The sequence below is a fragment of the Vibrio sp. 9-16B-A1 genome, from assembly GCF_056726165.1.
The window spans coordinates 1-24,366 of record NZ_JBSDZD010000006.1 but is presented as its reverse complement, the minus strand read 5'-3'; the positions used below and the strand labels follow the sequence as shown (position 1 = coordinate 24,366).

At 52.0% G+C, this 24,366-nt stretch carries 21 protein-coding genes; 10 read left to right on the top strand and 11 right to left on the bottom strand.

From position 1 onward, the window contains the following. Position 1 precedes the first annotated feature (1 nt). The 4 genes from flgJ to ACVB80_RS11190 all read left to right on the top strand — a co-directional run bounded on the left by flgJ (position 2) and on the right by ACVB80_RS11190 (position 5,731). Positions 2–913, top strand: a complete 912-nt coding sequence (gene flgJ / locus ACVB80_RS11205; protein WP_481081382.1) for a flagellar assembly peptidoglycan hydrolase FlgJ — start codon at positions 2–4, stop codon at positions 911–913. A 189-nt stretch (positions 914–1,102) separates the two neighbouring features. Beyond that, positions 1,103–2,983 carry a flagellar hook-associated protein FlgK gene (gene flgK, locus ACVB80_RS11200; RefSeq protein ID WP_481081381.1) on the top strand — a complete coding sequence of 627 codons (1,881 nt, stop codon included), beginning with the start codon at positions 1,103–1,105 and terminating at the stop codon, positions 2,981–2,983. Positions 2,984–2,993: 10 nt separating this feature from the next. After that, complete coding sequence (flgL, locus tag ACVB80_RS11195; RefSeq protein WP_481081380.1) at positions 2,994–4,187, top strand: flagellar hook-associated protein FlgL; 1,194 nt, start codon at positions 2,994–2,996, stop codon at positions 4,185–4,187. Between the two features lie 398 nt (positions 4,188–4,585). Further along, positions 4,586–5,731, top strand: a complete 1,146-nt coding sequence (locus ACVB80_RS11190) for a flagellin (protein WP_481081379.1) — start codon at positions 4,586–4,588, stop codon at positions 5,729–5,731. 463 nt (positions 5,732–6,194) lie between these two features. Here the strand turns inward: ACVB80_RS11190 and crr are convergent, their stop codons facing one another. From crr to ACVB80_RS11160, 6 genes are all read right to left on the bottom strand, one after another. Beyond that, complete coding sequence (crr, locus tag ACVB80_RS11185; protein ID WP_481081378.1) at positions 6,195–6,704, bottom strand: PTS glucose transporter subunit IIA; 510 nt, start codon at positions 6,702–6,704, stop codon at positions 6,195–6,197. A 104-nt stretch (positions 6,705–6,808) separates the two neighbouring features. Then, positions 6,809–8,533, bottom strand: a complete 1,725-nt coding sequence (gene ptsI, locus ACVB80_RS11180; RefSeq protein WP_481081377.1) for a phosphoenolpyruvate-protein phosphotransferase PtsI — start codon at positions 8,531–8,533, stop codon at positions 6,809–6,811. Between the two features lie 136 nt (positions 8,534–8,669). Continuing rightward, on the bottom strand, positions 8,670–8,927 hold the full coding sequence (locus ACVB80_RS11175) for an HPr family phosphocarrier protein (protein WP_481081376.1): 258 nt from the start codon (positions 8,925–8,927) through the stop codon (positions 8,670–8,672). Positions 8,928–9,243: 316 nt separating this feature from the next. After that, positions 9,244–10,212 (bottom strand): cysteine synthase A, encoded by a 969-nt coding sequence (gene cysK, locus ACVB80_RS11170; RefSeq protein WP_481081375.1) that lies wholly within the window; start codon positions 10,210–10,212, stop codon positions 9,244–9,246. A 347-nt stretch (positions 10,213–10,559) separates the two neighbouring features. Then, on the bottom strand, positions 10,560–10,859 hold the full coding sequence (locus ACVB80_RS11165; RefSeq protein ID WP_481081374.1) for a DUF3301 domain-containing protein: 300 nt from the start codon (positions 10,857–10,859) through the stop codon (positions 10,560–10,562). Continuing rightward, on the bottom strand, positions 10,856–11,899 hold the full coding sequence (locus ACVB80_RS11160) for a DUF3549 family protein (RefSeq protein WP_481081373.1): 1,044 nt from the start codon (positions 11,897–11,899) through the stop codon (positions 10,856–10,858). Before ACVB80_RS11160 ends, ACVB80_RS11165 begins: the two co-directional genes overlap by 4 nt. A gap of 76 nt (positions 11,900–11,975) precedes the next feature. Here ACVB80_RS11160 and ACVB80_RS11155 point away from each other — a divergent pair, with 76 nt between their 5' ends. Both ACVB80_RS11155 and truC read left to right on the top strand, forming a co-directional pair. Further along, positions 11,976–12,293 (top strand): YqcC family protein, encoded by a 318-nt coding sequence (locus ACVB80_RS11155; protein ID WP_481081372.1) that lies wholly within the window; start codon positions 11,976–11,978, stop codon positions 12,291–12,293. After that, positions 12,293–13,021 carry a tRNA pseudouridine(65) synthase TruC gene (gene truC, locus ACVB80_RS11150; protein WP_481081371.1) on the top strand — a complete coding sequence of 243 codons (729 nt, stop codon included), beginning with the start codon at positions 12,293–12,295 and terminating at the stop codon, positions 13,019–13,021. The genes ACVB80_RS11155 and truC overlap by 1 nt, the downstream gene beginning before the upstream one ends. A gap of 202 nt (positions 13,022–13,223) precedes the next feature. Here truC and ACVB80_RS11145 read toward each other — a convergent pair whose 3' ends face one another. The 3 genes from ACVB80_RS11145 to ACVB80_RS11135 all read right to left on the bottom strand — a co-directional run bounded on the left by ACVB80_RS11145 (position 13,224) and on the right by ACVB80_RS11135 (position 17,327). Beyond that, positions 13,224–13,607, bottom strand: a complete 384-nt coding sequence (locus ACVB80_RS11145) for a DUF3461 family protein (protein WP_481081370.1) — start codon at positions 13,605–13,607, stop codon at positions 13,224–13,226. 113 nt (positions 13,608–13,720) lie between these two features. Further along, positions 13,721–16,384, bottom strand: a complete 2,664-nt coding sequence (gene glnD, locus ACVB80_RS11140) for a bifunctional uridylyltransferase/uridylyl-removing protein GlnD (protein WP_481081619.1) — start codon at positions 16,382–16,384, stop codon at positions 13,721–13,723. 55 nt (positions 16,385–16,439) lie between these two features. Then, positions 16,440–17,327 carry a LysR family transcriptional regulator gene (locus ACVB80_RS11135; RefSeq protein WP_481081369.1) on the bottom strand — a complete coding sequence of 296 codons (888 nt, stop codon included), beginning with the start codon at positions 17,325–17,327 and terminating at the stop codon, positions 16,440–16,442. A 177-nt stretch (positions 17,328–17,504) separates the two neighbouring features. Here ACVB80_RS11135 and ACVB80_RS11130 point away from each other — a divergent pair, with 177 nt between their 5' ends. The 4 genes from ACVB80_RS11130 to hflK all read left to right on the top strand — a co-directional run bounded on the left by ACVB80_RS11130 (position 17,505) and on the right by hflK (position 23,098). Next, positions 17,505–19,247 carry an amidohydrolase gene (locus ACVB80_RS11130; RefSeq protein ID WP_481081368.1) on the top strand — a complete coding sequence of 581 codons (1,743 nt, stop codon included), beginning with the start codon at positions 17,505–17,507 and terminating at the stop codon, positions 19,245–19,247. A 100-nt stretch (positions 19,248–19,347) separates the two neighbouring features. Beyond that, entirely contained in the window at positions 19,348–21,267 is a 1,920-nt protein-coding gene (locus tag ACVB80_RS11125) for a cation efflux transmembrane domain-containing protein (RefSeq protein ID WP_481081367.1), read from the top strand. A gap of 32 nt (positions 21,268–21,299) precedes the next feature. Beyond that, complete coding sequence (hflC, locus tag ACVB80_RS11120; protein WP_481081366.1) at positions 21,300–22,205, top strand: protease modulator HflC; 906 nt, start codon at positions 21,300–21,302, stop codon at positions 22,203–22,205. Next, positions 22,202–23,098: a protease modulator HflK gene (hflK, locus tag ACVB80_RS11115; protein WP_481081365.1), complete on the top strand. Its 897-nt coding sequence runs from the start codon at positions 22,202–22,204 to the stop codon at positions 23,096–23,098. The genes hflC and hflK overlap by 4 nt, the downstream gene beginning before the upstream one ends. A gap of 80 nt (positions 23,099–23,178) precedes the next feature. On the opposite strand, the gene map is transcribed toward hflK, so the two are convergent. Further along, on the bottom strand, positions 23,179–24,054 hold the full coding sequence (map, locus tag ACVB80_RS11110; RefSeq protein WP_481081364.1) for a type I methionyl aminopeptidase: 876 nt from the start codon (positions 24,052–24,054) through the stop codon (positions 23,179–23,181). 123 nt (positions 24,055–24,177) lie between these two features. Further along, positions 24,178–24,366, bottom strand: a 189-nt coding sequence (locus ACVB80_RS11105) for a hypothetical protein (RefSeq protein WP_481081363.1), incomplete at its 5' end; no start/stop codon positions are given.

Below are 24,366 nucleotides of genomic sequence, written 5' to 3'. Positions count from 1 at the left end.
TATGGTTAATAATCCCGGTGACTTAGGTTTCATCCACGATATCAGTAGCCTCGACAAACTGCGTCAGGAAGCGGTGAGTGGTGATCAGGATGATAAGCAGGCGGCACTAACAGCGGCAGCCAAACAGTTTGAGTCGATTTTTACCTCCATGCTGTTTAAGTCGATGCGCGATGCCAACTCGACGTTTGAGTCCGATTTGATGAACAGTCAGAATCAGTCGTTTTATCGCCAGATGCTCGATGAGCAGATGTCGAGTGAGCTGAGCCGTTCGGGTTCCCTTGGCCTTGCTGATATGATTGTGGCCCAGCTTAATGCCGGTGCCGGTGAAGACCAGTCTGAACTGGCTGTACGTCAGGCAGCGCTTGACAGTATTAACCGTGCAGACAAGCGTGCTGAAGTGTCTGCCACGGCTGCATCACCTGATGTGGCGAGAAGTGAGCCAACCCATTTTGAGAGCCCGCAGCAGTTCGTTCAGTCACTCAAACCTTATGCAGATAAAGCGGCAGGTGCACTGGGTATTGACGCTTCTGTGCTGCTTGCTCAGGCCGCTCTGGAAACCGGCTGGGGCCAGAAAGTGGTGAAGAACTCAGCCAGTACCAGTAATAACCTGTTCAACATCAAGGCAGACAGACGCTGGCAGGGTGACAGCGTGGCAACCCAGACGATGGAAGTCTACGATGGCGTACCGGTAAAAGAGAAAGCGGCATTCCGTTCATATTCTTCTTATCAGGACAGCTTTGAAGATTACGTCCGTTTCCTCAATGACAACCCACGCTACCAGCAGGCGCTGGCAAACCGCGGTAACTCCGAGCAGTTTATCCGTGGTATCCACAAAGCCGGCTACGCGACGGATCCACAGTACGCCGATAAGGTACTGAGGGTGAAGGCGCAGGTGGATGAGATGATTAAATAAGGCGGTTCTGTGGTCCTATGGTTCTGTGGTGTTGCACCTTTTTCCCACAGTACCATAGGACCACAGAACCAATTTAATCTTGACAATGAAACTTCCCTTCTCTTTAGTTTTCTTTTTGGCACACATCTTGCTGCTATTCCGGTAACAACCACCCACTCCGATTCTAAGTAGTTCATTACTGGGGGCGATATGTCATCGGATTTGCTCAATGTAGGTACTCAAAGTGTCCTGACGGCGCAGCGGCAGCTTACTACCACCGGTCATAACATTTCTAATGTTAATACCGAGGGTTACAGCCGTCAGTCTGTGATCCAGGGTGCTAATGCCCCAAGACAGTACGGGGGCGAAACCTATGGCATGGGTGTGCATGTGGAAAATGTTCGCCGCTCCTGGGATCAGTTTGCCGTTAAAGAGCTGAACCTGACCACGACCGAGCTGGCGAACAAAAAAGATATGGAAGAGAGCCTCGATAACCTGACCAATATGCTCTCTTCAGTGGCATCGCGCAAAATTCCAGAAAACGTAAACGAGTGGTTTGATGCGCTGAAAACCCTGTCTGATTCACCGAATGATGTCGGTGCGCGTAAGGTACTGCTGGAGAAGTCTCACTTAATTACTCAGAACCTCAATCACTTTCATGAAGTGGTGCGCAAAGAGAAAGACAACATCAACCAGAAGATGACCCATGCCGTTGAGCGGATGAACTCACTGGCGATGGAACTGCGTGACATTAACCGCCTGATCCTGAGAACGCCGGGGCCGCACAATGACCTGATGGATAAACAGGAAAAGCTGGTAAATGAGCTGTCCCACTTTACCAAAGTTACTGTGACTTCCCGTGGCAAGAATGAGGGGTTTAACATTCACATTGGTAACGGTCATACCCTGGTATCGGGCACTGAAGCCAGTGAGCTGAAGTTGCTGCATGGTGACCCGGATCCGAAGAAACTGCGCCTGGCGATGGTCGAGGGTAAAGGAATTAAAGCCATCAGTCATAAAGACATTAATGGTCAGATGGGGGCATTCTTTGAAATCCGTGATAAGACCCTGCCTCATGTAATGGATGAGCTTGGCCGTATTGGCGCGGCGCTGTCACTGCGGGTTAACGAGTTACAAAGTCAGGGCCTGGATCTGTACGGTAATGTGGGTCAGAACCTGTTTACCGATATGAACTCGCTGGATGTGTCGAAGTCGCGTGTTATGTCGAGGCCGGGATCGAATCTGGATGTGTCGGTTTATATTGATGATATCTCACAGCTTAAAGGCGGTGAGTATTCAGTACGTTTTGACGGCTCGCTGTATCACATCACCAAGCCATCCGGTGAAACGGTTTCTGTGTCGGAGCAGGCGATTAATGATGGATTTGTCGTTGATGGACTGAAAATGGATATCCGCCAGGGGGCGAAAGAAGGTGAGATCTTTCTGATTCGTCCGATGGAAAACGCAGCGGCAAAAATGAAAGTTGAGATGAGCGATCCGACAAAAATTGCCGCCCAGAGCTATCAGAGTTCTTATACCAATACCAAAGGTGATGCTGAGTTCCACGTATTGCAAAGTGGTGCGCTGAAAGAGTTTCAGGTGATCATTTCTCCGGCGGGCGATCAGTTTGCAGTGCTGGATATGAACGGACGAGTGCTTCAGCAGCCTGCAGCTTACCCGCCAGGAGGAGCTGTAACTGTCGGGGGCACGACTTTTGAGCTGGGTAGTGGTGCGAAAGCGAATGACGTTTTTGCCGCTAACCTGGTGCCGTCAGAAGGTGATAACGGCAACCTGATTAAAATGCAGGAGATACTCACGGATAAAACCCTGGACGACGGTAATACCACCATGTTGGGGGTTTATCATAATCTGAATACTGATGTCGGCCTGAAAACGGCAACCGCTATCCGCAAGGCAGATATTGCCACCATTGAAAACGAGGCGGCAAAAGAGCGCATTGCCTCGATATCCGGGGTGAACCTGGATGAAGAAGCGGCCAACATGATGAAGTTTCAGCAGGCATATATGGCCTCATCACGGATCATGCAGGCATCGAATGACACCTTTAACACGATTTTGCAGCTGAGATAAGGAGGCCTGAATGATCAGTCGTATTTCCAGCTTCCATAACTACCAGTCAGTGCAGAATGATCTTCGCCGGCAGGAAAATAAAATTCACCACAACCAGGCGCAGCTGGCGTCCGGTAAGAAACTGCTGACAGCAGCGGATGACCCGCTGGCGGCGCACTATATTCAGGGGATCCGGCAACAGACAGAAGAGACCAATCAGTTTCTCGACTCTATCGTACTGATCCGTAACCGCCTGGAGCACCAGGAAGTGATCATAAGCAGTGCCGAGCAGCACTCTGACCGGGCTAAGCGCTCAGTGATGGAAATGATCAACGGTGCGCTTTCTCCGGAAGACCGGGCGGCAACCGCCCGCGAACTGGAAGAGATGGCGACCAATATGTTGCAACTGGTGAACACCCAGGACGAATCCGGTAACTATATTTTTGCCGGCACCAAACCCAAGAACGAACCGTTTTTTAAAGACCACGACAACTCAGTGCAGTATGTCGGGGATACCTATCAGAGAAAGATGAAGATCGCCAACGGGCTGGAATTGCCAATCAACGATGCCGGTAACAAGGTGTTTATGGAGATAGCCAATCCACTGGGTGATTATGATCCGCAATACACCCTGCAAAGTGGCTCTGAGCTGCTGGTTGAGCGTGGACTCAATAATGACCAGACCGACAATTCTGTTTACAGAGTGACTTTTGTGGATATGGGTGATGGCAGCCACGGGTATCAGCTGGAAAAAGATGGTGCTGTGGTGAAAGCCGGAGATTATGACCCAAGCGTGGGAATTGAGCATGAGCAGCTGTCCCTGCAGTTCAAAGGGACAATTAATGCCGGTGATCAGATCACTTTCGAGCGTAAGCAAACGGTAGATATTTTCGACATCTTTAACCGCGCGATTGAGTTCTCCAAAAAGTCGGTTTCAGATGCATCGGCAACGGCTGAGCTCCACCAAACGGTGGGCGAGTTTCACAATGCCTTTATTCATTTGAACAAAGTGCGCACCGATCTTGGTGCCAGACTGGGTACCCTGGATATCCAGGAACAGCAGCATCAGGACTTTAAGATTTCGATGGCCAAGTCCAAGAGTAATTTCGAAGACCTGGATTACGCCGAAGCGGTGATTGACTTCAATGAAAACACGATGGCTTTAAAAGCGTCACAACAGGCGTTTGGAAAGACCAAAGATTTAACTCTGTTTAACTATATCTGATATTCAGAAATGCCTTATGTGCTATGCCGTAAGTGCCTGAATATTTGCCGGGGAATGTTTTTGCCGCTCAGGTTGCAGGAGAATGGATTGATCAATAATTCGCCATCCTGTTGACGGGGCACACAAACTTTCCGGAGAGTGGGAAAAGTGTGATTAAGCCGCTGAACCACATAGTTATAAGTAAATAACTTGTTGAATACAATATATTTAAGTAATACGCAGGAGAAATGATTGAGTTCGCATTAAAAGTTGGCACGGTCTTTGAATGTATATAACCAGAGGCAAATTTGGTGCAATTGAAAGCGGCAAGCTTTCGATAGTAACAACGGTCAGTACTTTCCAATCAGAGTATAGCTGACCGCTTCGCAAGCACTGCGAACTCAATAGGAGAGCAAACTATGGCTGTAACTGTTAGCACAAACGTTTCCGCGATGACGGCACAACGTTACTTAAACAAATCGACGGATGAGCTGAACACATCAATGGAACGCTTGTCGTCAGGACACAGAATCAATAGCGCGAAAGATGACGCAGCAGGTTTGCAAATCTCAAACCGATTGACAGCGCAGTCCCGCGGTCTGGATGTGGCGATGCGAAATGCCAATGATGGTATTTCGATTGCTCAGACGGCAGAAGGTGCTATGAATGAAGCGACAAATGTATTGCAACGTATGCGTGATCTGGCTATTCAGTCAGCGAACGGCGCAAACTCTCCGGCAGATCGCCGTGCGATCAACGAAGAAGCAGTTGCGCTTCAGGATGAAATTAACCGTATTGCAGAGACAACCTCTTTTGGTGGACGTCGACTGCTGAACGGTTCCTTTGGTGACGCGGCATTCCAGATCGGTGCCAACTCCGGTGAAGCCATGGTGATGGCACTGACCAGTATCCGCGCGGATGACAGTCGTATGGGTGGTACCACCTTTGTTGCGACTAATCCTCAAACCAAAGAGTGGGGCGTACCAGCAGGTGCTGGTAATAACCAGCTTACCCTTCAGTTTACCACTAAGAATGGTGAAGTGATTGACCTCGATATTCAGGCCAAAGCGGGTGATGATATCGAAGAGCTGGCGACCTACATTAATGGTCAGTCAGACCGGATTAACGCTTCGGTAACCGAAGATGGCCGTCTGCAGGTATTCCTTGCAGAGCCAAATCTGGATGGCAACCTGACCATCGGTGGTAACCTGGCGACTACGCTGGGATTAGATGCAGGTTCTGCAACTTATACCACGGTTCAGGATCTTGACCTTTCCACTGTTGGTGGTTCTCAAAACGCCATCAGTGTAGTGGACTCGGCGCTTAAGTACATCGACAGTCAGCGTGCTGACTTAGGTGCGAAACAGAACCGTCTGAGCCACAGTATCAATAACCTGGCAAACGTTCAGGAAAATGTGGACGCTTCAAACAGCCGGATCAAAGATACCGACTGGGCGAAAGAGACCACCGAGATGACCAAATCTCAGATTTTGCAACAGGCTGGTACGTCAATACTGGCCCAGGCAAAACAATTGCCAAACTCGGCAATGCAGTTACTACAATAGTAGTACTGTGCTTCATCAGATTGTCCAGACGTGGGCGGCCTGATGTCGTAGCCAGGTGCGGTAATCGCCAAAGGCGCAGAAAACAGAAGGCTCTCTCATCTCTCACCTGCCGACTGTTTTGTAATGCACCGGAGGCACTTGGCCAGTCAGGGATATGTTCATTTCTCTGATCTCCGCATGACTCTGATTGGTAACAAGCCCCAGTTCTCTCAAAGGAAAAGGGGCTTTTTTTCGTCTGGAGAAAAGGCGCTGGGCGCTAGGCCCTGGGAGAGCTCGCGATAACTGAAGTGGGAAAGTGAAGTTATTGTATTGGGGGCAGAACCCGAGTAATAAACTCTTCTTGCAGAGCCCAGAGCCCAGAGCCCAGAGCCCAGAGCCCAGAGCCCAGAGCCATAAGCTTCGCTTATAAAAAAAACGCCACCTTCCGGCAGCGTTTCTTTGAAAGCGATAGTACTAAGATTAATTACTTAGTTACGCGCAGTACTGGAGTTTCACCAACAGTAACAGCACCAGAAAGCTTGTTCAGCTCTTTGATTTCGTCCATGTTAGAGATAACAACAGGAGTCAGGGTAGACTTCGCTTTTTCTTCCAGCAGAGCCAGATCGAATTCGATGATGGTGTCGCCTGCTTTCACAGTTTGACCTTCTTCAGCGATACGCTTGAAGCCTTCACCTTTCAGTTCAACAGTGTCGATACCGAAGTGTACGAACAGCTCAACACCGTCGTCAGACTCGATAGAGAAAGCGTGGTTAGTTTCGAAGATTTTACCGATAGTACCGTTTACTGGAGCAACCATCTTGTCGCCAGCTGGTTTGATCGCGATGCCGTCACCAACGATTTTTTCAGCAAATACTACATCTGGCACATCTTCGATGTTAACGATTTCACCAGACAGCGGCGCGATAATTTCGATTGCACCCGCATCAGCGCTATCGTCAGAAACTAGCTTCTTCAGTTTGTCAAACAGACCCATTGTGTCATGCTCCTAAGGTTTATTTTATTCTGTCGACTAATAGTATACCAATCACAGTCGATAGACGACAGTTTTTAGCCGTCTATCGTATTGGTTACCATGATTTATTGCGTTTTTTCTGCAATAAATTTCTCAACGCAGGCTTCGATTTCAGCCGCTGTTGGAAGTGATAGTGCGTGATCCGCCATCGCTTTAACTTCAGCGAAGTTTGCGTTACGGATTACCTTCTTCACTTTAGGGATAGAGATGCCGCTCATAGAGAACTCATCCAGGCCCATACCCAGCAGAAGCAGGGTAGCGCGCTCATCACCCGCAAGCTCACCACACATACCTGTCCACTTGCCTTCTGCGTGAGAAGCATCGATTACCTGCTTGATCACAGTCAGAACTGCCGGAGACAGTGGGTTGTATAGGTGAGAAATCATTTCGTTACCACGGTCTACTGCCAGTGTGTACTGGGTCAGGTCGTTGGTACCGATAGAGAAGAATGACACTTCTTTCGCCAGGTGGTGAGCCACTGCCGCTGCCGCCGGAGTTTCAACCATAACACCGATTTCGATGTTTTCGTCAAACGCCAGGCCTTCAGCACGCAGCTCAGCTTTGTACTCTTCAATTGCTTTTTTCAGTTCACGGATCTCTTCAACAGAGATGATCATCGGGAACATGATGCGCAGCTTACCGTGTGCAGATGCACGCAGGATACCGCGAAGCTGGTCGCGAAGGATTTCACGACGGTCCAGGCTGATACGTACTGCACGCCAGCCCAGGAATGGGTTCATTTCTTTTGGCAGGTCCATGTACGGCAGGTCTTTGTCACCACCGATGTCCATGGTGCGGATGATTACCGCTTCGCCGTTCATTGCTTCAGCAACTTCTTTGTACGCTTTGTACTGCTCTTCTTCAGTTGGCAGTGCGTCACGGTCCATGAACAGGAACTCTGTACGGTACAGACCTACGCCTTCACCGCCGTTACGCAGAATGCCATCACAGTCTTTAACGGTACCGATGTTACCGCACACTTCTACGCGGTGACCGTCAGTAGTTTCAGCGTGCAGATCTTTCAGTTTCGCCAGCTCTTCTTTCTCAGCCAGGAATGCTGCTTTAACGGCTTTCGCTTCTTCCAGCTCAGCGTCAGATGGGTTAACAACGATCTTGTTGTTCATCGCATCCAGGATCAGCATGTCGCCGTTTTTCACTTTAGCTGTGATGTCGTTGGTACCAACGATAGCAGGAAGCTCAAGAGAGCGCGCCATGATAGAGGTGTGAGAAGTACGGCCACCGATGTCACACGCGAAGCCCAGAACGTAGTCCAGGTTGATTTGCGCGGTTTCAGACGGAGTCAGGTCGTAAGCAACCAGGATAACTTCTTCGTCGATATCGCTCAGAGAAACGATGTTGATGCCCAGGGCATTCTTTACAAAACGCGTACCGATATCGCGGATGTCAGTTGCACGCTCTTTCAGGTACTCATCATCCAGAGATTCAAGCGCAGTTGCCTGCTCTTCGATTACGGTGTGGATGGCGTTGTCAGCGTGCAGCTTGTCGTTCTTGATCAGTGCCAGGATTTCTTCTTCCAGCTCTTCATCTTCAAGAAGCATGATGTGACCTTCAAAGATCGCTTCTTTTTCTTCACCGAAAGTCTCAAGTGCTTTTTGCTTGATGGTTTCCAGCTGTGCTGAAGATTTGTTGCGAGCGTCGAAGAAGCGTTGAACTTCGGCTTCTACCTGATCGTCGGAGATGGTGTGTGTGTTTAGGACAATTTCATCTTCCTGAAGTAGTAGTGCTTTACCAATAGCAATACCAGGAGATGCCAGAATGCCTGAAATCATAGCCTTACCTTAAAATTGGTCAGTAAAATAGGATGTGTTTGACTTAGAGCTAACGATTATGTGTAGCTTATATAGACCACTATTTCCAACAAAGCCATTTTGCGGGGCAAAATGGCTTTGAGTGGAATGCTTTTTATTAGTGTAGTTGATCCATCAGAGCAACCAGGTGGTCTACTGCTGGCTGGGCTTGTGGGCCTTCAGCAGAGATAGTAACAACAGTACCTTTTACCAGGCCAAGAGTTTGCAGTTTGAACAGGCTTTTTGCGCTTGCGCTTTTGCCGTTTGAAGTCACTGTGATGTCAGCGTCAAAGCCTTTAGCTTCTTTAACGAACTGAGCAGCTGGACGAGTGTGAAGACCGTTTTCAGCAGTGATTTCTACTTGCTTCTGATACATGTGATATACCCCAATTGATTTATTTTTTGTTTCTGATGTTCGTCAAGCTTACAAAGTTATTCAGCTGTTGACCAGTGCATTGGTGCATAGGTAACAGGATGAAGCTTGCCGACCCCAGTGATTTAGCTTTGTATAACAAATCTCAATGTAATTTGTTGTACGCGTCTTAGTGCTTATACAGCTTCGCTTCTTTTTTTTGAAGCGGAAAATAAAACAGTTGTGATATTACCAAAGGGGAAGATGGGGTCAACAAAAAAGCCCCATAAAGGGGCTATTTTGCATCAAAAATTGATTTGAACACGATTTTGTTACCAGATTATTGCTGGTTCTCTTTTTCACCAAAGATACCGGCAAACAGGGCGGTACTCAGGTAACGTTCACCAGAGCTTGGCAGGATGGTAACAATAGTTTTTCCTGCAAATTCAGGTAGTTCAGCAAGGCGGTTCGCCGCGACTACTGCTGCGCCAGAAGAGATGCCTGCAAGGATACCTTCCTCTTCCATCAGGCGTCTTGCCATCTCAATTGCGTCATCAGATGTTACAGTTTCGACGCGATCGATAAGTTCAACGTCCAGGTTGCCTGGAATAAATCCAGCGCCAATACCCTGGATTTTGTGAGGTGCAGGCTGAGGCTCTTCACCATTCAGTACCTGGGTGATCACCGGAGATTCTGCCGGCTCTACAGCCACAGTGGTAATAGCCTTACCTTTGGTGCCTTTGATGTACCGGCTTGTACCGGTAAGTGTACCGCCGGTGCCAACACCAGAGACAAACACATCTACTTCGCCATCGGTAGCATCCCAGATTTCAGGGCCGGTGGTTTGTTCGTGAATGGCCGGGTTTGCCGGGTTGTTGAACTGCTGCAGCAACAGATACTTGTCAGGATTGCCAGCGACGATCTCTTCAGCTTTGGCAATGGCTCCTTTCATTCCTTTAGCGGCTTCAGTCAGCTCAAGGTTTGCCCCAAGTGCTTTAAGCAGCTTACGGCGCTCCAGGCTCATGGACTCAGGCATAGTCAGGGTCAGCTTATAACCACGTGCGGCGGCAACGAAGGCCAGCGCAATACCCGTGTTACCACTGGTTGGCTCCACCAGTTCTACTCCCGGCTTAAGTTTGCCGTTTTTCTCTGCTTCCCAAATCATATTGGCGCCGATACGACACTTAACACTGAAGCTTGGGTTACGCGATTCAACTTTCGCCAGTACGTTACCTTTGCTTACCCGGTTCAGGCGAACCAGAGGGGTGTTACCAATCGTCAGTGAGTTGTCTTCGTAAATCTTGCTCATTTTGATGTTCCTTCATTCGGCGTGCCACAGCACCAATTTCGTATGGGTTAAAGCATAAGATGATAATAATGAACGGAAAAGGAATAAAAAGTTATAAGATATTAGATTGGCGCGGGGCTCTGGGCACTAGGCCCTGGGAGAGCTCGCGATAACTGAAGTGGGAAAGTGAAGTTATTGTATTGACGGCAGAATCTGAGTAATTAACTCTGCTTGCAGAGCCCAGAGCCCAGAGCCCAGAGCCCAGAGCCCAGAGCCCAGAGCCCAGAGCCCAGAGCCCAGAGCCCAGAGCCCAGAGCCCAGAGCCCAGAGCCCAGAGCCCAGAGCCCAGAGCCCAGAGCCCAGAGCCTTTAAACTCTGTACGCTGGCAACCGAAACCCCCGCGCATGAACCCCCACCATCACCAGCTCTCCCTGATAGCAGTCATCACCCAGTGACGAAAACTCAAACTGATAGACAGTGTGCCAGCCCCAGCGGCCGTCTTTGTGGCGCAGGCGGTGGGCTTTGAAGGCGACGCTGAGTAGTTGCAGCTCAAGCTTTTCGCAGTGGCGGGCGATGGCCTGTTTGGCGAGTTCAGACTGTCTGCGCTGCTGCCAGAACAGCGCGCAGAACAGACAAAGGCCAAGTATTGCCAGCAGATCGCTTATCATGAGTCGCCTTTGGTGGCGTTTTGCAGCTTAAGCAGTGCCTGAGCCAGCTCAGGGTCCGGCGTGCTGTGCAGCAGAGGCAGGACTACCATACGCAGCTCCGGCAGCATCACCAGATCGGCAAACAGCTGGTTGAACAGGTCCTGATTGTTGGTTTGTGCCAGCCGGAGCAGGAAGCGGGAAGCGACTTTTTCATCCGCCAGCGCGCTCCAGCAGCGTCCGGCGATGGCGACCAGCAGTTCCTGGTGACTCAGGCGCGGGCTTTCCAGCACGGTACGGATGAGTCCGGTCAGTTGTTTTGGATCTTCACCGGACAGGGCACGGATAAGTGCTGCCAGCAGATAGAGGTCCGGGTCATCGGCTTTGCATTCGTTTATCGCCAGCTCGTGCAGACGGGCAGCCAGTTTCTCCGGCAGGGTGATGTGCTCCAGTGCGCCGAGCAGGGCATACAGCGGCTGGGCAGGGAGATGAGCCAGCGCTTTGCGCACGTCCACGCCATTTTGGGCATCGTGCAGCCGGGCACAGATATCGGTGATCCCCTGCAGGCCAACGGTATGCCATTTATCCCATCCCAGACCGCCGCTAAAGTAATGCTGGGCGTGTTCATAGTACTGGCTGGCTGGCAGTTTCAGATTTGCCCGCAGCAGGCTGTGGAAAATCGCCAGTTTGTCTTCGGCTGGTCTGAATGTATAAGGGTTGTTGGCCAGTTTTTCCTGTTGTTCTTCGGTCAGTTCACCGCTGATGCGGCTGCCCATGGCTTCCAGGATGTATTTGATGAAGTTGCCGATATCGGCCTGCTTGAACAGACCACGCTCATCAAGAGGAAATTTCAGAAACCAGATCCATGGCTGACGGGTTTCGTTCCAGTAGGCGATGGCCAGATGGGCGTGACGCTGCACCGGATACGGGTAGGGCTGCTGTGCCTGTTCAACCCGCTCAAATACGGCCGCATCGACCGGGGTAACCCGGCGGCTGAGATCGAAGATCATGTACTGGTTGCCACTGTGTGTCAGCAATTGACTTAAGGTGTGAAAGGTTTCCATCGAAAGCGCGTTTCCTGTATGTCTTTTCCCAATAGATGGTATTCTATGGCGATTTTTCAAGTCCACAGACCGGATTATGACTCACAAACAGCAATTTTGTGCGCTGCTTACCGAACTGACCGGTGAGATTCAGGCGCAGCAGTTGTGGCAGCAGACGCCACCTTCTCCTGAAAAACTGGCCAGCAGCCAGCCTTTTGCCATTGATACCATGGAGCCGCAGGAGTGGCTGCAGTGGGTGTTTATTCCCCGCATTCAGGCGATGCTTGATGCCGGTCAGGCTCTGCCATCCGGGTTTGAAATGGCACCTTACTTTGAGCAGACCTGGGCAGAGCAGCCTGAGTGTGCCGGTATTGTGGCGGTGATTGTGCAAATTGATAAGCTGGTGGCCGCGTGATGCTGGAAATAATTTATCAGGATGAGTTTCTGGTCGCGGTAAATAAACCGGCGGGTATGCTGGTCCACCGCTCCTGGCTCGACAAGCATGAGACTCAGTTTGTGATGCAGACTCTGCGTGACCAGATTGGTCAGCACGTGTTTCCGCTTCACCGTCTCGACCGTCCGACTTCGGGCATTTTGGTGTTTGCCCTGTCATCAGAGGTGGCTTCGCAGATGATGCCGATGTTTGCCGGTCATGAGATGGAGAAAACCTACCACGCGATTGTGCGCGGCTGGATAGAAGAGGGCGGGGTGCTCGATTATGCACTCAAAGTCGAGCAGGATAAGATCGCCGATAAGTTTGCCAGCCAGGATAAGGAAGCGCAGGAAGCGGTCACCGCCTATCAGCCGCTGGCGAAGACCGAGGTGCCATATTCCACCGGTAAGTTTCCGACCACCCGTTACTGCCTGATGGAGCTGAACCCCAAAACCGGCCGCAAGCACCAGCTGCGCCGCCACATGGCGCACCTGAGACACCCGATCGTCGGTGACACCACTCATGGTGACGGCAAACACAACCGCCTGTTCCGGGAAGAGTTCGATTCACACCGCCTGCTGCTCCACGCCAGCGAGCTCAGGTTCATTCACCCGCTGACCGGTGAAGCACTGGTTCTGAAAGCCGGTATCGACCAGACCTGGCAGCAGTTGTTTGAGCGGTTTGGGTGGGATAAGCGTTTGGTGGAATAAATTAAAAAAAGGGTTGTGAAAGGCAACCCTTTTTGTTTTCTTCGGTTCTCGGTTCTCGGTTCTCGGTTCTCGGTTCTCGGTTCTCGGTTCTCGGTTCTCGGTTCTCGGTTCTCGGTTCTCGGTTCTCGGTTCTCGGTTCTCGGTTCTCACCTCCCGACTCACGGTCTCAGTTGCTCTCCCGCGCACCAAGGACCGCGAACCGCTACCCCAATCTCTCCAAATCCGCCTCGATCTCCGCAATCTTATCCGACACCACTTTCTCAAGATGTCTCAGGTCACTGAGGATCTTCTGTTTTACATCCACTTCTTCCACGCTTTCCGGGCGGGTGATGGCGTTGAGTTCGTCGATCACCAGGGTCAGGTTGCGGTTGATTTCGGTGACTTCTTTGTAGTGATGGCTGCCACTGTCGACCAGTACGTTTTTGTGCTGGCGCGGGTACTTGAACTTGACGCTTTTGGCGAAAAACTCTCCTTTCTGTTTGTGGAAGTAAATTTTAAGCACGTCTTTGTGCGCTTCCTGGCGCAGGGAGTAGCGTTCAATCTGGCCTGGGTCATGGATACCCAGTCCGGTCAGGTTTGGATACATACAGGGCCTCATATTTTCAGTTGAGTATTTGTATAACTGTAGCAGCCAGGCTGTTCGGTGGCAGACGCAAAACGGAGAGTGTGGGCAGGATCAATTTCCTGCCCATTTTGGGGTTATGAAGGTGACAACTCGGAGACTTTCTCGATCAGCTTTTCTCTCAGTTCAGCCTGCTGCTCTTCACTGAGCGGGCCGCCATCAGGAGAGGTGAGGATAAACAGATCTTCTGCCCGCTCGCCGATGGTGGTGATTTTGGCGGCGTGCAGGTTGATATTGAGCGAAGCAAACGTCGCGCCGATCTTGGCCAGCAGGCCGGGAGTATCGAGGGCAACAAACTCCATCAGGGTGCGCTTTTTGCTCCGCGCAGGAATAAAGTCTACCCGGGTACGGACATTAAAGTGACGCAGTTTGTTAGGTGTGCGACGAACCTTAATGGTGGTGGATTTACCTCCCTCCAGCACGCTGGAGATATGGCGGACCACGTTTTTATGTCGCTCTTCTTCGATGGGCTGACCGTTTTGATCCAGCACCATAAAGGTATCGAGAGCATAGCCGTCTTTGCTGGTCATGATCTGAGCGTCATGAACGTTGAAGTTACGCCGGTCGAGCTCGGCGACCACGGTGGCAAACAGATTTGGCATATCTTTGGTGCAGATAAACACTTCTGTGCCGCCCCGGGTCGGGCGTCTGCTGAGCAGGATCAGCGGCTGCTCAGGATCCTGCTGCCGGAGTAAGTGCTCACAGTGCCAGGCGATCTGCTGATGAGTGTGGCGCAGGAAGTAATCGGCTTTAAAGCGTTGCCACAGCAGCTCCACTTCCCGGTCAGTGAATCCCTGTTTGCGCAGCTGGGCTATTGCCATATGCTGGTTATGACGAATACGGTCACGTACATCGACCGGGTTCTCCAGCCCGCGCCTCAGCGCCCGTTGGGCGGAATGATACAGCTCGGCCAGCAGGGTCCGCTTCCAGCTGTTCCACTGGTCCGGATTGGTGGCGCAAATATCGGCGACCGTCAGGCAGACCAGAAACTCCAGGTACTCTTCATCGCGAACGGTTTTGGCGAACTCGGTGACCACTTCCGGGTCATAGATGTCGCGCCGCTGGGCGGTGACGGACATCAGCAGGTGGTGGCGGACCAGCCAGGAAACCAGTTTGGCTTCCGGTTTGGACAGGCCGTGTTCGAGGCAGAAATCATAGGCTTCTTCAGCGCCGATTTCTGAGTGATCTCCGCCACGGCCTTTGCCGATATCGTGGAAGATAGCCGCCAGGATGAGCAGTTCTTTTTTCTGCAGTCTCGGGTAAACCTCACAGCAGATCGGGTGTTTACTGTGGTTTTTGGCGTAGCTGAAGGTATGAATGTGTTTCAGCAGCCGGATACTGTGCTCATCCACGGTGTAGACGTGGAACAGGTCAAACTGCATCTGGCCGACGATCTGGCTCCACTGTGGCAGGTAGGCCGCCATAACGCCCAGTTTGTGCATCAGGCTGAACGCCCGGTGCAGGGCATTGGGGTGGCGGACCAGCTCCATAAAGCGTTCGCGTGCTTCGGGAATGGTATGCAGAAATTTGTTCAGCCTGCGCCTGGCGGTGCGAAGCTGGCGCAGGGTAGCCGGGCCAACACTCTCTATGGTGGAGTCATTGGCGATATGCAGGAACATATCCAGAATGGTTTCCGGCCGGGCCTGAAACAGCGCAGGTTTTCGGGCTTCGATAAACGGGCCGCAGCGCTGGAAGTCTTCGTTGATGATTTCAGTGATCATCAGCTCATCGTGGGGCACGATGGCATGGTCAAACAGCTTGATCAGCATTTTATTGAGTTCTGCCACCCGGCGCAGGGTGCGGTAAAACTCTTTCATCATCATTTCGATTGGCTTGTTGCCTTCGCCGGTAAAACCGAGGTGTTCTGCGACCTGCAGCTGGTGGGCAAAGGTCAGGCGGTTGTCGTAACGGCGCAGTTCGATGTGCAGGGCGAAGCGTACCCGCCACAGAAAGTCCTGACACTCCTGAAGCTCACGGTATTCGCCATCGGTGAGAAAGCCATGGCGGCTCATTTCAAACAGCGATGTGGCGCCGAAATGACGCCGGGCGATCCAGCTCAGGGTATGAATGTCACGCAGGCCGCCGGGGCTGGACTTGAGGTCAGGCTCCAGATTATAGGTGGTGTCGTGATAGCGGGCGTGACGGGCTTTTTGCTCTTCAACTTTGGCCTGAAAGAATTCGATACTGGGCCAGAAGGTTTCAGAGTGGACCAGGCTGACCAGACGGTCGAACAGGTCTCTTTCCCCACAGATAAAGCGTGCTTCCTGCAGGTTGGTGGCCACGGTCAGGTCTTCCTTACCCACATCAAAACACTCATCAAGGGTGCGGACGCTGTGGCCGACTTCAAGGCGCAGGTCCCACAGCAGGGTGATGAACTCACTGACTTTGCTTTCTTCTGTTTCACTCAGAGGCTGACCGCACAGTACCAGGATGTCGATGTCTGACAGGGGATGAAGTTCACCGCGTCCGTAACCCCCGACGGCGATAAGCGAAAGGTGAGGTTTGTCTGCGAAGCCATACTCCTGCCACAAACGGGTCAGCAGCCAGTCCATATATTCAGAGCGGCCGAGAACCAGATCGGTAACCGGGTGGTGATTGAGAAACTCCCGTTTCTGGTAGTCGCTAAAGGCGGCAAGCTGTTCGCGCAGTGATGTGGCGGTCAGCTGCTGTGAGTCAAAAGTCAGCGGAGACTGATAAGGCATGGTGCATTCCGTGCAGTTTGAATAGTTCTTGCTGCTAATGTATCAGGCTGACACGGGTTTTGCGAAGTTTGGACCTGATTCTGTTTGTTCAGGTTTAACAGTCTGTACCCAGTTCATGAATCAAAAGCTCCAGTGGCTCGGAAAGCGGGTTGGAAGCCAGCCAGATAGCATCTGCAGACCAGCGATACTCGCCCTCATACCCTGCACTGAACTCGACCAGTTCGCCACTGTCGATCAGGTGCTGGCATTGTAAACGGGGCTGATTTCCCCATCCAAGACCGTTTCTGATTAGCTCCAGTGCACATGGGAAGCTGTTGACCAGGTAGTGGTGATGACTGGCTTTTTGGGTATCACCATGGCCCATTTCCTGAAACGACTGAAGAATGATCTGGCGCATCTGCCGGCGGGTATGCTGGCTGATTTTCGCACCGTTGCGGATAGCGAACTGTCTGGCATACGCCGGGCTGGCGACGCTGGCAACAGGAAACGACCTTAGCTTTAACTGGGCAAAATCCAGACCGTACTGCTCGGTTGAGAGTACGATCGCCAGATCGGCCTCACCATTTCTGGTCTTCTGAATGCAATCGGAGGTCTCTTCTTCCATGAACACCAGGTCCAGCGCCGGGTAGCGGCGAGAGACTTCTGCCATTGCCGCAGTGAGCCGTAAACCAAGCACTGAACTGTCGATTGCAAGGGTAAGTTTTGATGGCAAACCCTGCAGCAGACTTAGTGAGCGGTAATTAAATTGATCGACTTCAAACTTTATTGCTTTTGCGTAACGGTAAAGCTCATTTGCTCTTTGGTTGGGTGTGAGCGAGCTCGCATAGCGTTCAAACAGTTCGAAGCCTAAGTCCAGCTCAAGATTGCTGATTCGCTTGCTAAGGGTTGAGGCGTGCTTTTTCTCTTTCTGAGCGGCCAGAGCAAAACTTCCATTCTCATAAACTGCAATAAAAGCAGTAATTTGTTCTATGTTCAGGTTCATGGTTAGCGTTCTTTTACCCGCAGGATTTATGGTGGTCAGGAAGGGATGTCAGGCTGAAAATCTTTCATGCTCAGCGTGCATATTATAGTCATGCTCAGCGAGTTGTTGGAAGAGGGGAAACGTGAATAATTGCAATTAATTTAATATAAAAGCTACTTACACTATTTGGAGCGGATTGTGAAAGCAAAATCATTTGTTCTGTCATCGCTGGCGATGTCGCTGGTTATGGCTGCGGGCACTGCAGTGGCTGGCGAAAACGCCGATACGGTATTTGTTAACGGTCAGGTTTACACAGTAAACGAAGATCAGGCCTGGGCAGAAGCGTTCGCCGTGAAAGACGGTGAGATTGTTAAGCTTGGTAACACCAAAGAAATTAAGGCGTTTAAAGACTCAGACACCAAAGTGGTCGACCTGAAAGGCAAGTTCGTTCTGCCTGGCTTTATTGATGCGCACACACACCCGGTTCGCGTTGCCATGATGGAGAACGTTTTCTTCAACCACAGTGCGTTTGACAAGGTAACCCCTGACGAGTTTGGTAAGAAGCTTCAGGAGTATGTGAAGGGCAAAGGTAAGGATCTGGAGTGGGTTTACGGTAAATCTTTCTCGTGGGAGTTCTTCCATGGCACCGGTATCGAAATGAACCGTGAGTTCCTGGATAAATACGTTCCGGATCGCCCTGTCGCTATCGAAGATGACGGTGGCCACGTTGTGGTTGTGAACAGCAAAGCACTTGAAGTAGCGGGTCTGACGAAAGATTCTGTTGCGCCTGAAGGTGGTAAATATGGTTATGATGATAAAGGTGAACTGAACGGTCACCTGATTGCCGGTCCGGCTATCCAGTCTGTTCTGGGTTTTCACCCGCCTCACCGTCAGCAGGATGTAACCAAAGCGGCGTTTGATTCAATGAAGACTAACAACCACTTTGGTATCACCGGTATGAAGGTGGTGGAAGGTGACCGCGAGCAGATGCAGGCATACCACGACCTGGACAAGCAGGGCATTCTGACCGCTGACGTTAACATGCACCCATACCTGAAAGAGTTCTTCTTCGGCACAGATATTACGCCGGCGCTGAACGAAAAAGAGAAATACGAAACGGAACACTTCCGCGTAAATGGCGTGAAAGCCTTCATCGACTCGTCTTTCTTTGGCCGCGCGGCTGCGGTATCCAAGCCGTACAAAAACTCTGATGATCTTGGCAAGCTGTACACGCCATACGAAGAGTTTAAAGACATTATGATCAAGTACAACGGCATGGGCTTCTCGGTAACCACTCACTCAGTGGGTGACCGTGGTACGTCTCTGGTACTGAAAGCGATGGAAGAGTCGGCAAAAGTGAACGGCATCGAAAAAGTTCGTGGTCTGCGTAACCACATTGCTCACTGTTTCATGGTTCAGGACGAAGACTTTGGCCGTGCCAAAAACCTGAACGCCATGCTTGAGTTCTCTCCGGCGGTATGGTTCCCGCACCCGCTGTGGAAAGTGCTGGAGCAGGACATGGATGTTGATGACATCATGGGTTTCTTCCCAATCAAACAGGCGGCAGAGGAAGGCAACGTCTACATCGCTTCTCCTGACTGGAGCCAGACGCCTGTGGATCCGCTGATGCACATCGAAACGCTGACTACCCGTCGTCTGCCTGGTATGCCTGAAACAGCGGAGACACTGAACAAAGACATGCAGATCGATCTGGCTACGGCTCTTCGTGCGTACACCATTAACCCGGCATACGCGATGAAACTGGAAGACAAAGTAGGCTCCCTGGAAGTGGGCAAAAAAGCGAACTTCCAGATCATGACTGCGAACCTGTTCGAAGTGCCAAAGAACGAGATCATGAAGCAGTACGCAACCAAAGTTTACTTCGAAGGTAAGCTGGTGGCGGAAAACAACCAGAAACCAGTTGAAAACTCTGAGAAATAATATCGGGTAACCGGTTATTTCAGAGCTGTCAGGGCTGCTACAGGATCCGGCGCATTCGGATAACGTGGCAGCCCGTTTTCGTTTTGTACAGGTGACTATGATGTTTTCAGATCGACGGATCAGAACGTCCGCAACCGCGCTGGTGATTGACCTGGCGCTGACCGGATTCCGGATTCTGCTGGCCTGGCTGACGGCCAGTGTGGCGCTGACAGCCGATGCGCTGCACTCGTTAACCGATGTGCTGGTTTCGTTTGCCCTGCTGCTCAGCATGATTTACCGCTTTAAGCAGGAGCAGTCTGGCTGCGGTAAGCGAATTGCGCGGGCGGTGAAGCTCGAAGCGGTGGCCGTGATTCTGGTTTCCCTCCTTATCCTTGCCGTGCCTTTTGAAATCTACCAGCAGACCCAGGGTATGCAGTTTGCCGGTATCCAAAATGTCTGGTGGGGCGTTGCAGGTATCGGCGTGGTGATGCTGACCCTGCTGTTTATCTCTCAGCTAAAGATGCTGGTTGGGATTGAAACAGACTCCGAAGCGCTCAAAGCTGACAGCCAGCACACCAAGGTTGATCTGATGACTTCCGGAGCGGTACTGCTCTCGCTGGTGGGCTCTCTGGTTGGGATCAATATTGATGAATATGTAGCGCTGTTGATTGCGACGATGATTTTCATCACCGGTATTGAGCTGCTGGTCAGTGGCCTCCGCTCGTTGTCCGGCCATGACTGCGGTGAAGTGTCACTGTGGCAGTGGTGCCTGCGTGGCCTGACCTCTGCCCTGCCACGGCTGCCACTGAAAGCGATGGCTGAGGGGAGTATCCGTCTTATCCGTCTGACCTGGAAGCCCTCACTGGCTGTTGTGGCGGTGGTGTATCTGACTTCGGGTATTACGGTTGTGCCCCAGGGATTTGTCGGGGTACACAGCCGCTTTGGCCGGATCATCGAACAGGATATTGAACCCGGACTGGTGCTGGCGCTGCCGGCTCCGGTTGAAAAGGTCGACCTGCTGCCAGCCGGAAGATTGTATTCCCTGCGTATTGGCGGCAAAGATTCGTTCCTTCGCCCGGCTTATGGCTCCAAACTGTGGCACTCGGTCAAGCAGAGCCAGGTCAGCCGTGAAGATGCTGATTACCTGCTGACAGGGGATGAGAAGCTGATGTTTCTCACTGCCGATGTGCAGTATCGCCTGACAGAGCCGGCAGTGGAGCTTACCCGTTTCAGCAGTACGCAGGAGTTGCTTGGCAGTCTGGCGAACGCGGTGCTGGTCAGCAGCAGCACCAAACAGGGTTTTAATGCGCTTCAGCAGTACGGTTTTAACCGTTATGCCGAGCAGCTTGAAAAGAGTATTGCCGCCGAAGCGGCACTGTTTGAACTTCCGGTTGAAATTGTGTCGGTTAACGTTCAGCAAATCGAGCCACCGGCGTATCTGGTGAGCAAATACCGCGATGCACTGGATGCCTGGCAGGAGAGCCATACCCTGGTGAACCAGGCGGATGCCTGGAGCCTGACTGAGATACCGAAAGCCAGGGCAGAGCACTTTCGGGTGAAGTCTGACGCCAAAGCGGAAGCGGGGCGGCGGATTCATTCAGCCGAAGGGGAAACCGGCCGTTTCAGACAGATTGCCAGAGTGTATAACGATGCGCCGGCCGCGTACCGGTTTAACCAGCAGGTTGATATCGCGCAAACGTCGCTGACCGGCAAAGCATTTACCGTGGTGGACCCGGCATTCAGCAGCCTGGATTTCCGTGTCTGGGGCGGCGTGTCCCCTTCCATGTCAGTGCCTTATGCTGAGCAGCGGAAGCGCGGAAAAGCCACAGATACGCAGTCAGACGGGCAATCCGATGCGCTGCTGTCCGGCTTTGATGACAGCGTGCCGGCAGCTGAGCCGGTCACCGCACCTGCGACGGCATCCTCTTCGGCTGAGGGCGGGTACACACCTTATAAAGGATTAAGTCAGGCTGAGCGGGAACTGGATGCCGGTCAGCGTGAACTGTTAAACAAGTTACGGGTATTTAGCTCGGGCCGATAACCATGAAAACACCAAAAAATAAAGCAGGCACCATGAAAAACAAAATCTGGCTGGCAGTCGGCACACTGCTGGGTATCTACATTGCCGCGACGTGCTTTGTCTCTGTGAAAGAGTCTGAATTCGCGGTGATCACCCAGTTTGGTAAGCCGGTTAAAACTGTCGCTGAGGCGGGCGCAGTGATCAAACTGCCCAACCCGGTTCAGGCGGTAACCCGTATTGAAAAGCGGGTGCAGATGCTGCGTCTGGAGCCGGCGGAATACAGTACCCGTGACCGGCGCAATGTCGTGGTGGATAACTATGTGGTCTGGCGTATTGTCGATCCGATCACTTACCTGACCAGTGTGCGTACGACTGAGATTGCGCAGCAGCGTCTGGACACCATTACCAACTCGGAAATCGGCTCCATGCTGGCTTCGTATCAGCTCAATCAGATCCTCAACGTGGACACTGAGCAGAACCACCTCGACCTGCTGTTTAAGCAGGTATCGGAAAACGTCAATCAGGTCAGTCAGGCGGAGCTGGGTATTGAAGTGCTGGCGGTGCGGGCGGTGAAGTTTGGCTATTCGCCGCGCAACCTCAAATCGATTTATGACCGCATGAGTTCAGAGTGGGAGCGTCTGTCGAAGAAATACCGTGCAGAAGGCCGGGAGCGGGCAGAAAAGATCCGCGCTCAAACCGAGCAGGAAATTGTGGAGCTGAAATCCCAGGCCTACCGTGACAGTCAGATCATCAAAGGTAAGAGCGAAGCCAAAGCGGCGCAGCTGTACAGCCAGGCATTTGAGTCAAACCGGGAGTTCTTTGAGTTTGTGCGCACCATGGAAGCGTATAAGTCAGTGTTTGGCAGTAATACCAGACTAATTCTGCCGTCTGACTCCAGCCTGTTTAAGATGTTGACAGAGCCAGGCTTTGAGGACAAAACGAACGGGAAGAAATCATGAGCTGGCGCAGTGACGTATCGCGGGTAAGCCGGCAGATATTTGTCAGCCTGCGCTGGGTACTGCTGCTGAGCGCAGTAGCGCTGTACGCAGTCAGTGGCTTCTATTCGGTCGACCCGGATCAGCGTGCGGTGGTGAGCCGGTTTGGCCGGATGACGGAACAGAATGTTATGCCAGGCATGCACTATCGTCTTCCCTGGCCGTTTGAGAGCGTTGAAACCCTCTCTGCAGTTGAACTTCGCTCGGTGAACATCGATTTCTCCAAAGAGATGGACAGTGCCATTGTGGGCCGGGAGCTGACAACGGGCAGAGGGGACCTCATCGAGCTTGCCCTGCAGGTACAGTACAGCATCCCAAGCCCGGGCCGGTTTCTGACTCAGGCGATGGATGCGGAAGCAATCCTGCGCAATATCGCCAAAGCGCAGGCGGTGACTTACGTCAGCCAGCGGGAGCTGGACAGTCTGCTGACTACCGGGCGAAGCAGCTTTCAGCTATGGATGAAACAGGCCGTGCAGCAGGAGCTGGACGCGTTTGATTCCGGGATCCTGGTGACCAACGTGATGCTCAACCGGCTGGAGACGCCGAAGGTAATCAAAAAAGCTTACGATGATGTGCAGATGGCGCCAGCGGTCAAAGAGAAGCTGATTCAGGATGCCCTGGGTGAGCGTGAGATCAGGCTGGCTCAGGCGCGAAGTGAGGTGGTCAAAAGCACCAAGCGGGCACAGGCGCAGGCAAGGGCCCGTATCACCAATACAGAGGGTGAAGTCGAACGCCTGAACACCCTGATTGCCACTCTGAAGCACGAACCGGAACTGGCCCGGAAACGGCTCTACCTGGAGACGCTGAAAGAGATTCTGGATAACGCACAGGTCAGCTTTATCAATCAGGACAAGTAGTCTTTCCTTGATTCAGGAATAAAAAAGCGCCGGGCAGTATAACTGTCCGGCGCTTTTGTGTTCTGTGGTGTGAGAAAAACTCAGTTCTTCATCAGACGCGGAATGGTTTCGTCGCTGCGCAGGGTCAGGACTTCACAGCCGTCTTTGGTCACCATGATGGTGTGTTCCCACTGGGCTGAGTTTTTGCCGTCGCCTGTGTAAACCGTCCAGTCGTCTTCCGCATCGATGGTGCAGCCGAACTTACCGGCGTTGATCATTGGTTCAATGGTGAAGATCATGCCTTCTTTCAGTACGCGCTTGTCGGCATTCTTGTAGTGCACAACCTGTGGCTCTTCGTGGAACTCATAGCCGATACCGTGACCACAGAAATCTTTCACGATTGAGTATTTCATACGAGGATTTTTCTTGTTGTTTTCCTTGATGAACTTGTCGATCGCGGTACCGATATCACCCACAAGTGCGCCAGGTTTCACTTTGCGCATGCCCACATACAGGGCTTCCTGGGTTACGCTGCACAGACGTTTGTCTGCCGCTGAAACTTCACCGATCAGGAACATTTTTGAGGTGTCGCCGTGGTAGCCTTTCGGGCGGGTGGTCAGGTCTGCATCTGCGTCATCCGGGATGATCACGGTGACATCGATGTTGACGATATCGCCGTCTTTCAGAACAGCCGGTTTCAGGTTGCCACCGGTGCCTTTCTCATCCTGCTCTGCCGGGATACCGTGACAAACGATATGGTTGACTGAAGTACAGATTGATTTCGGGAAACCGTGGTAATCAAGAGGGGCTGGGTAAGCGCCTTTATCCAGGATGTACTGGTGACAAATGCGATCCAGTTCTTCTGTCGTCACACCTGCTTTTACGTGTGGCCCGATCATTTCAAGCACTTCCGCGGCCAGCTGGCACGCAACACGCATCTTTTCAACTTCTTCAGCGGTTTTGATTTTGATAGACATTTACTTTCTCAGTCTCTTGAATGTGAACGGGGTATTTTATCAGCGGAAGTCGCCTGGCGCTAGTTGCAGACGCTGTCGCGTTGGCCCTGGGTACGGGGCCCTGGGCTCTGGGGGAGTTCGTTGTTAGCTTAATAAGTTAAAGCCAGAATTATTGCTTGACCGGAAAAATGCCAGAAACATAATCCTGCAGCGCCCAGCGCCCAGCGCCCAGCGCCCAGCGCCCAGCGCCCAGCGCCCAGCGCCCAGCGCCCAGCGCCCAGCGCCCAGCGCCCAGCGCCCAGCGCCCAGCGCCCAGCGCCCAGCGCCCAGCGC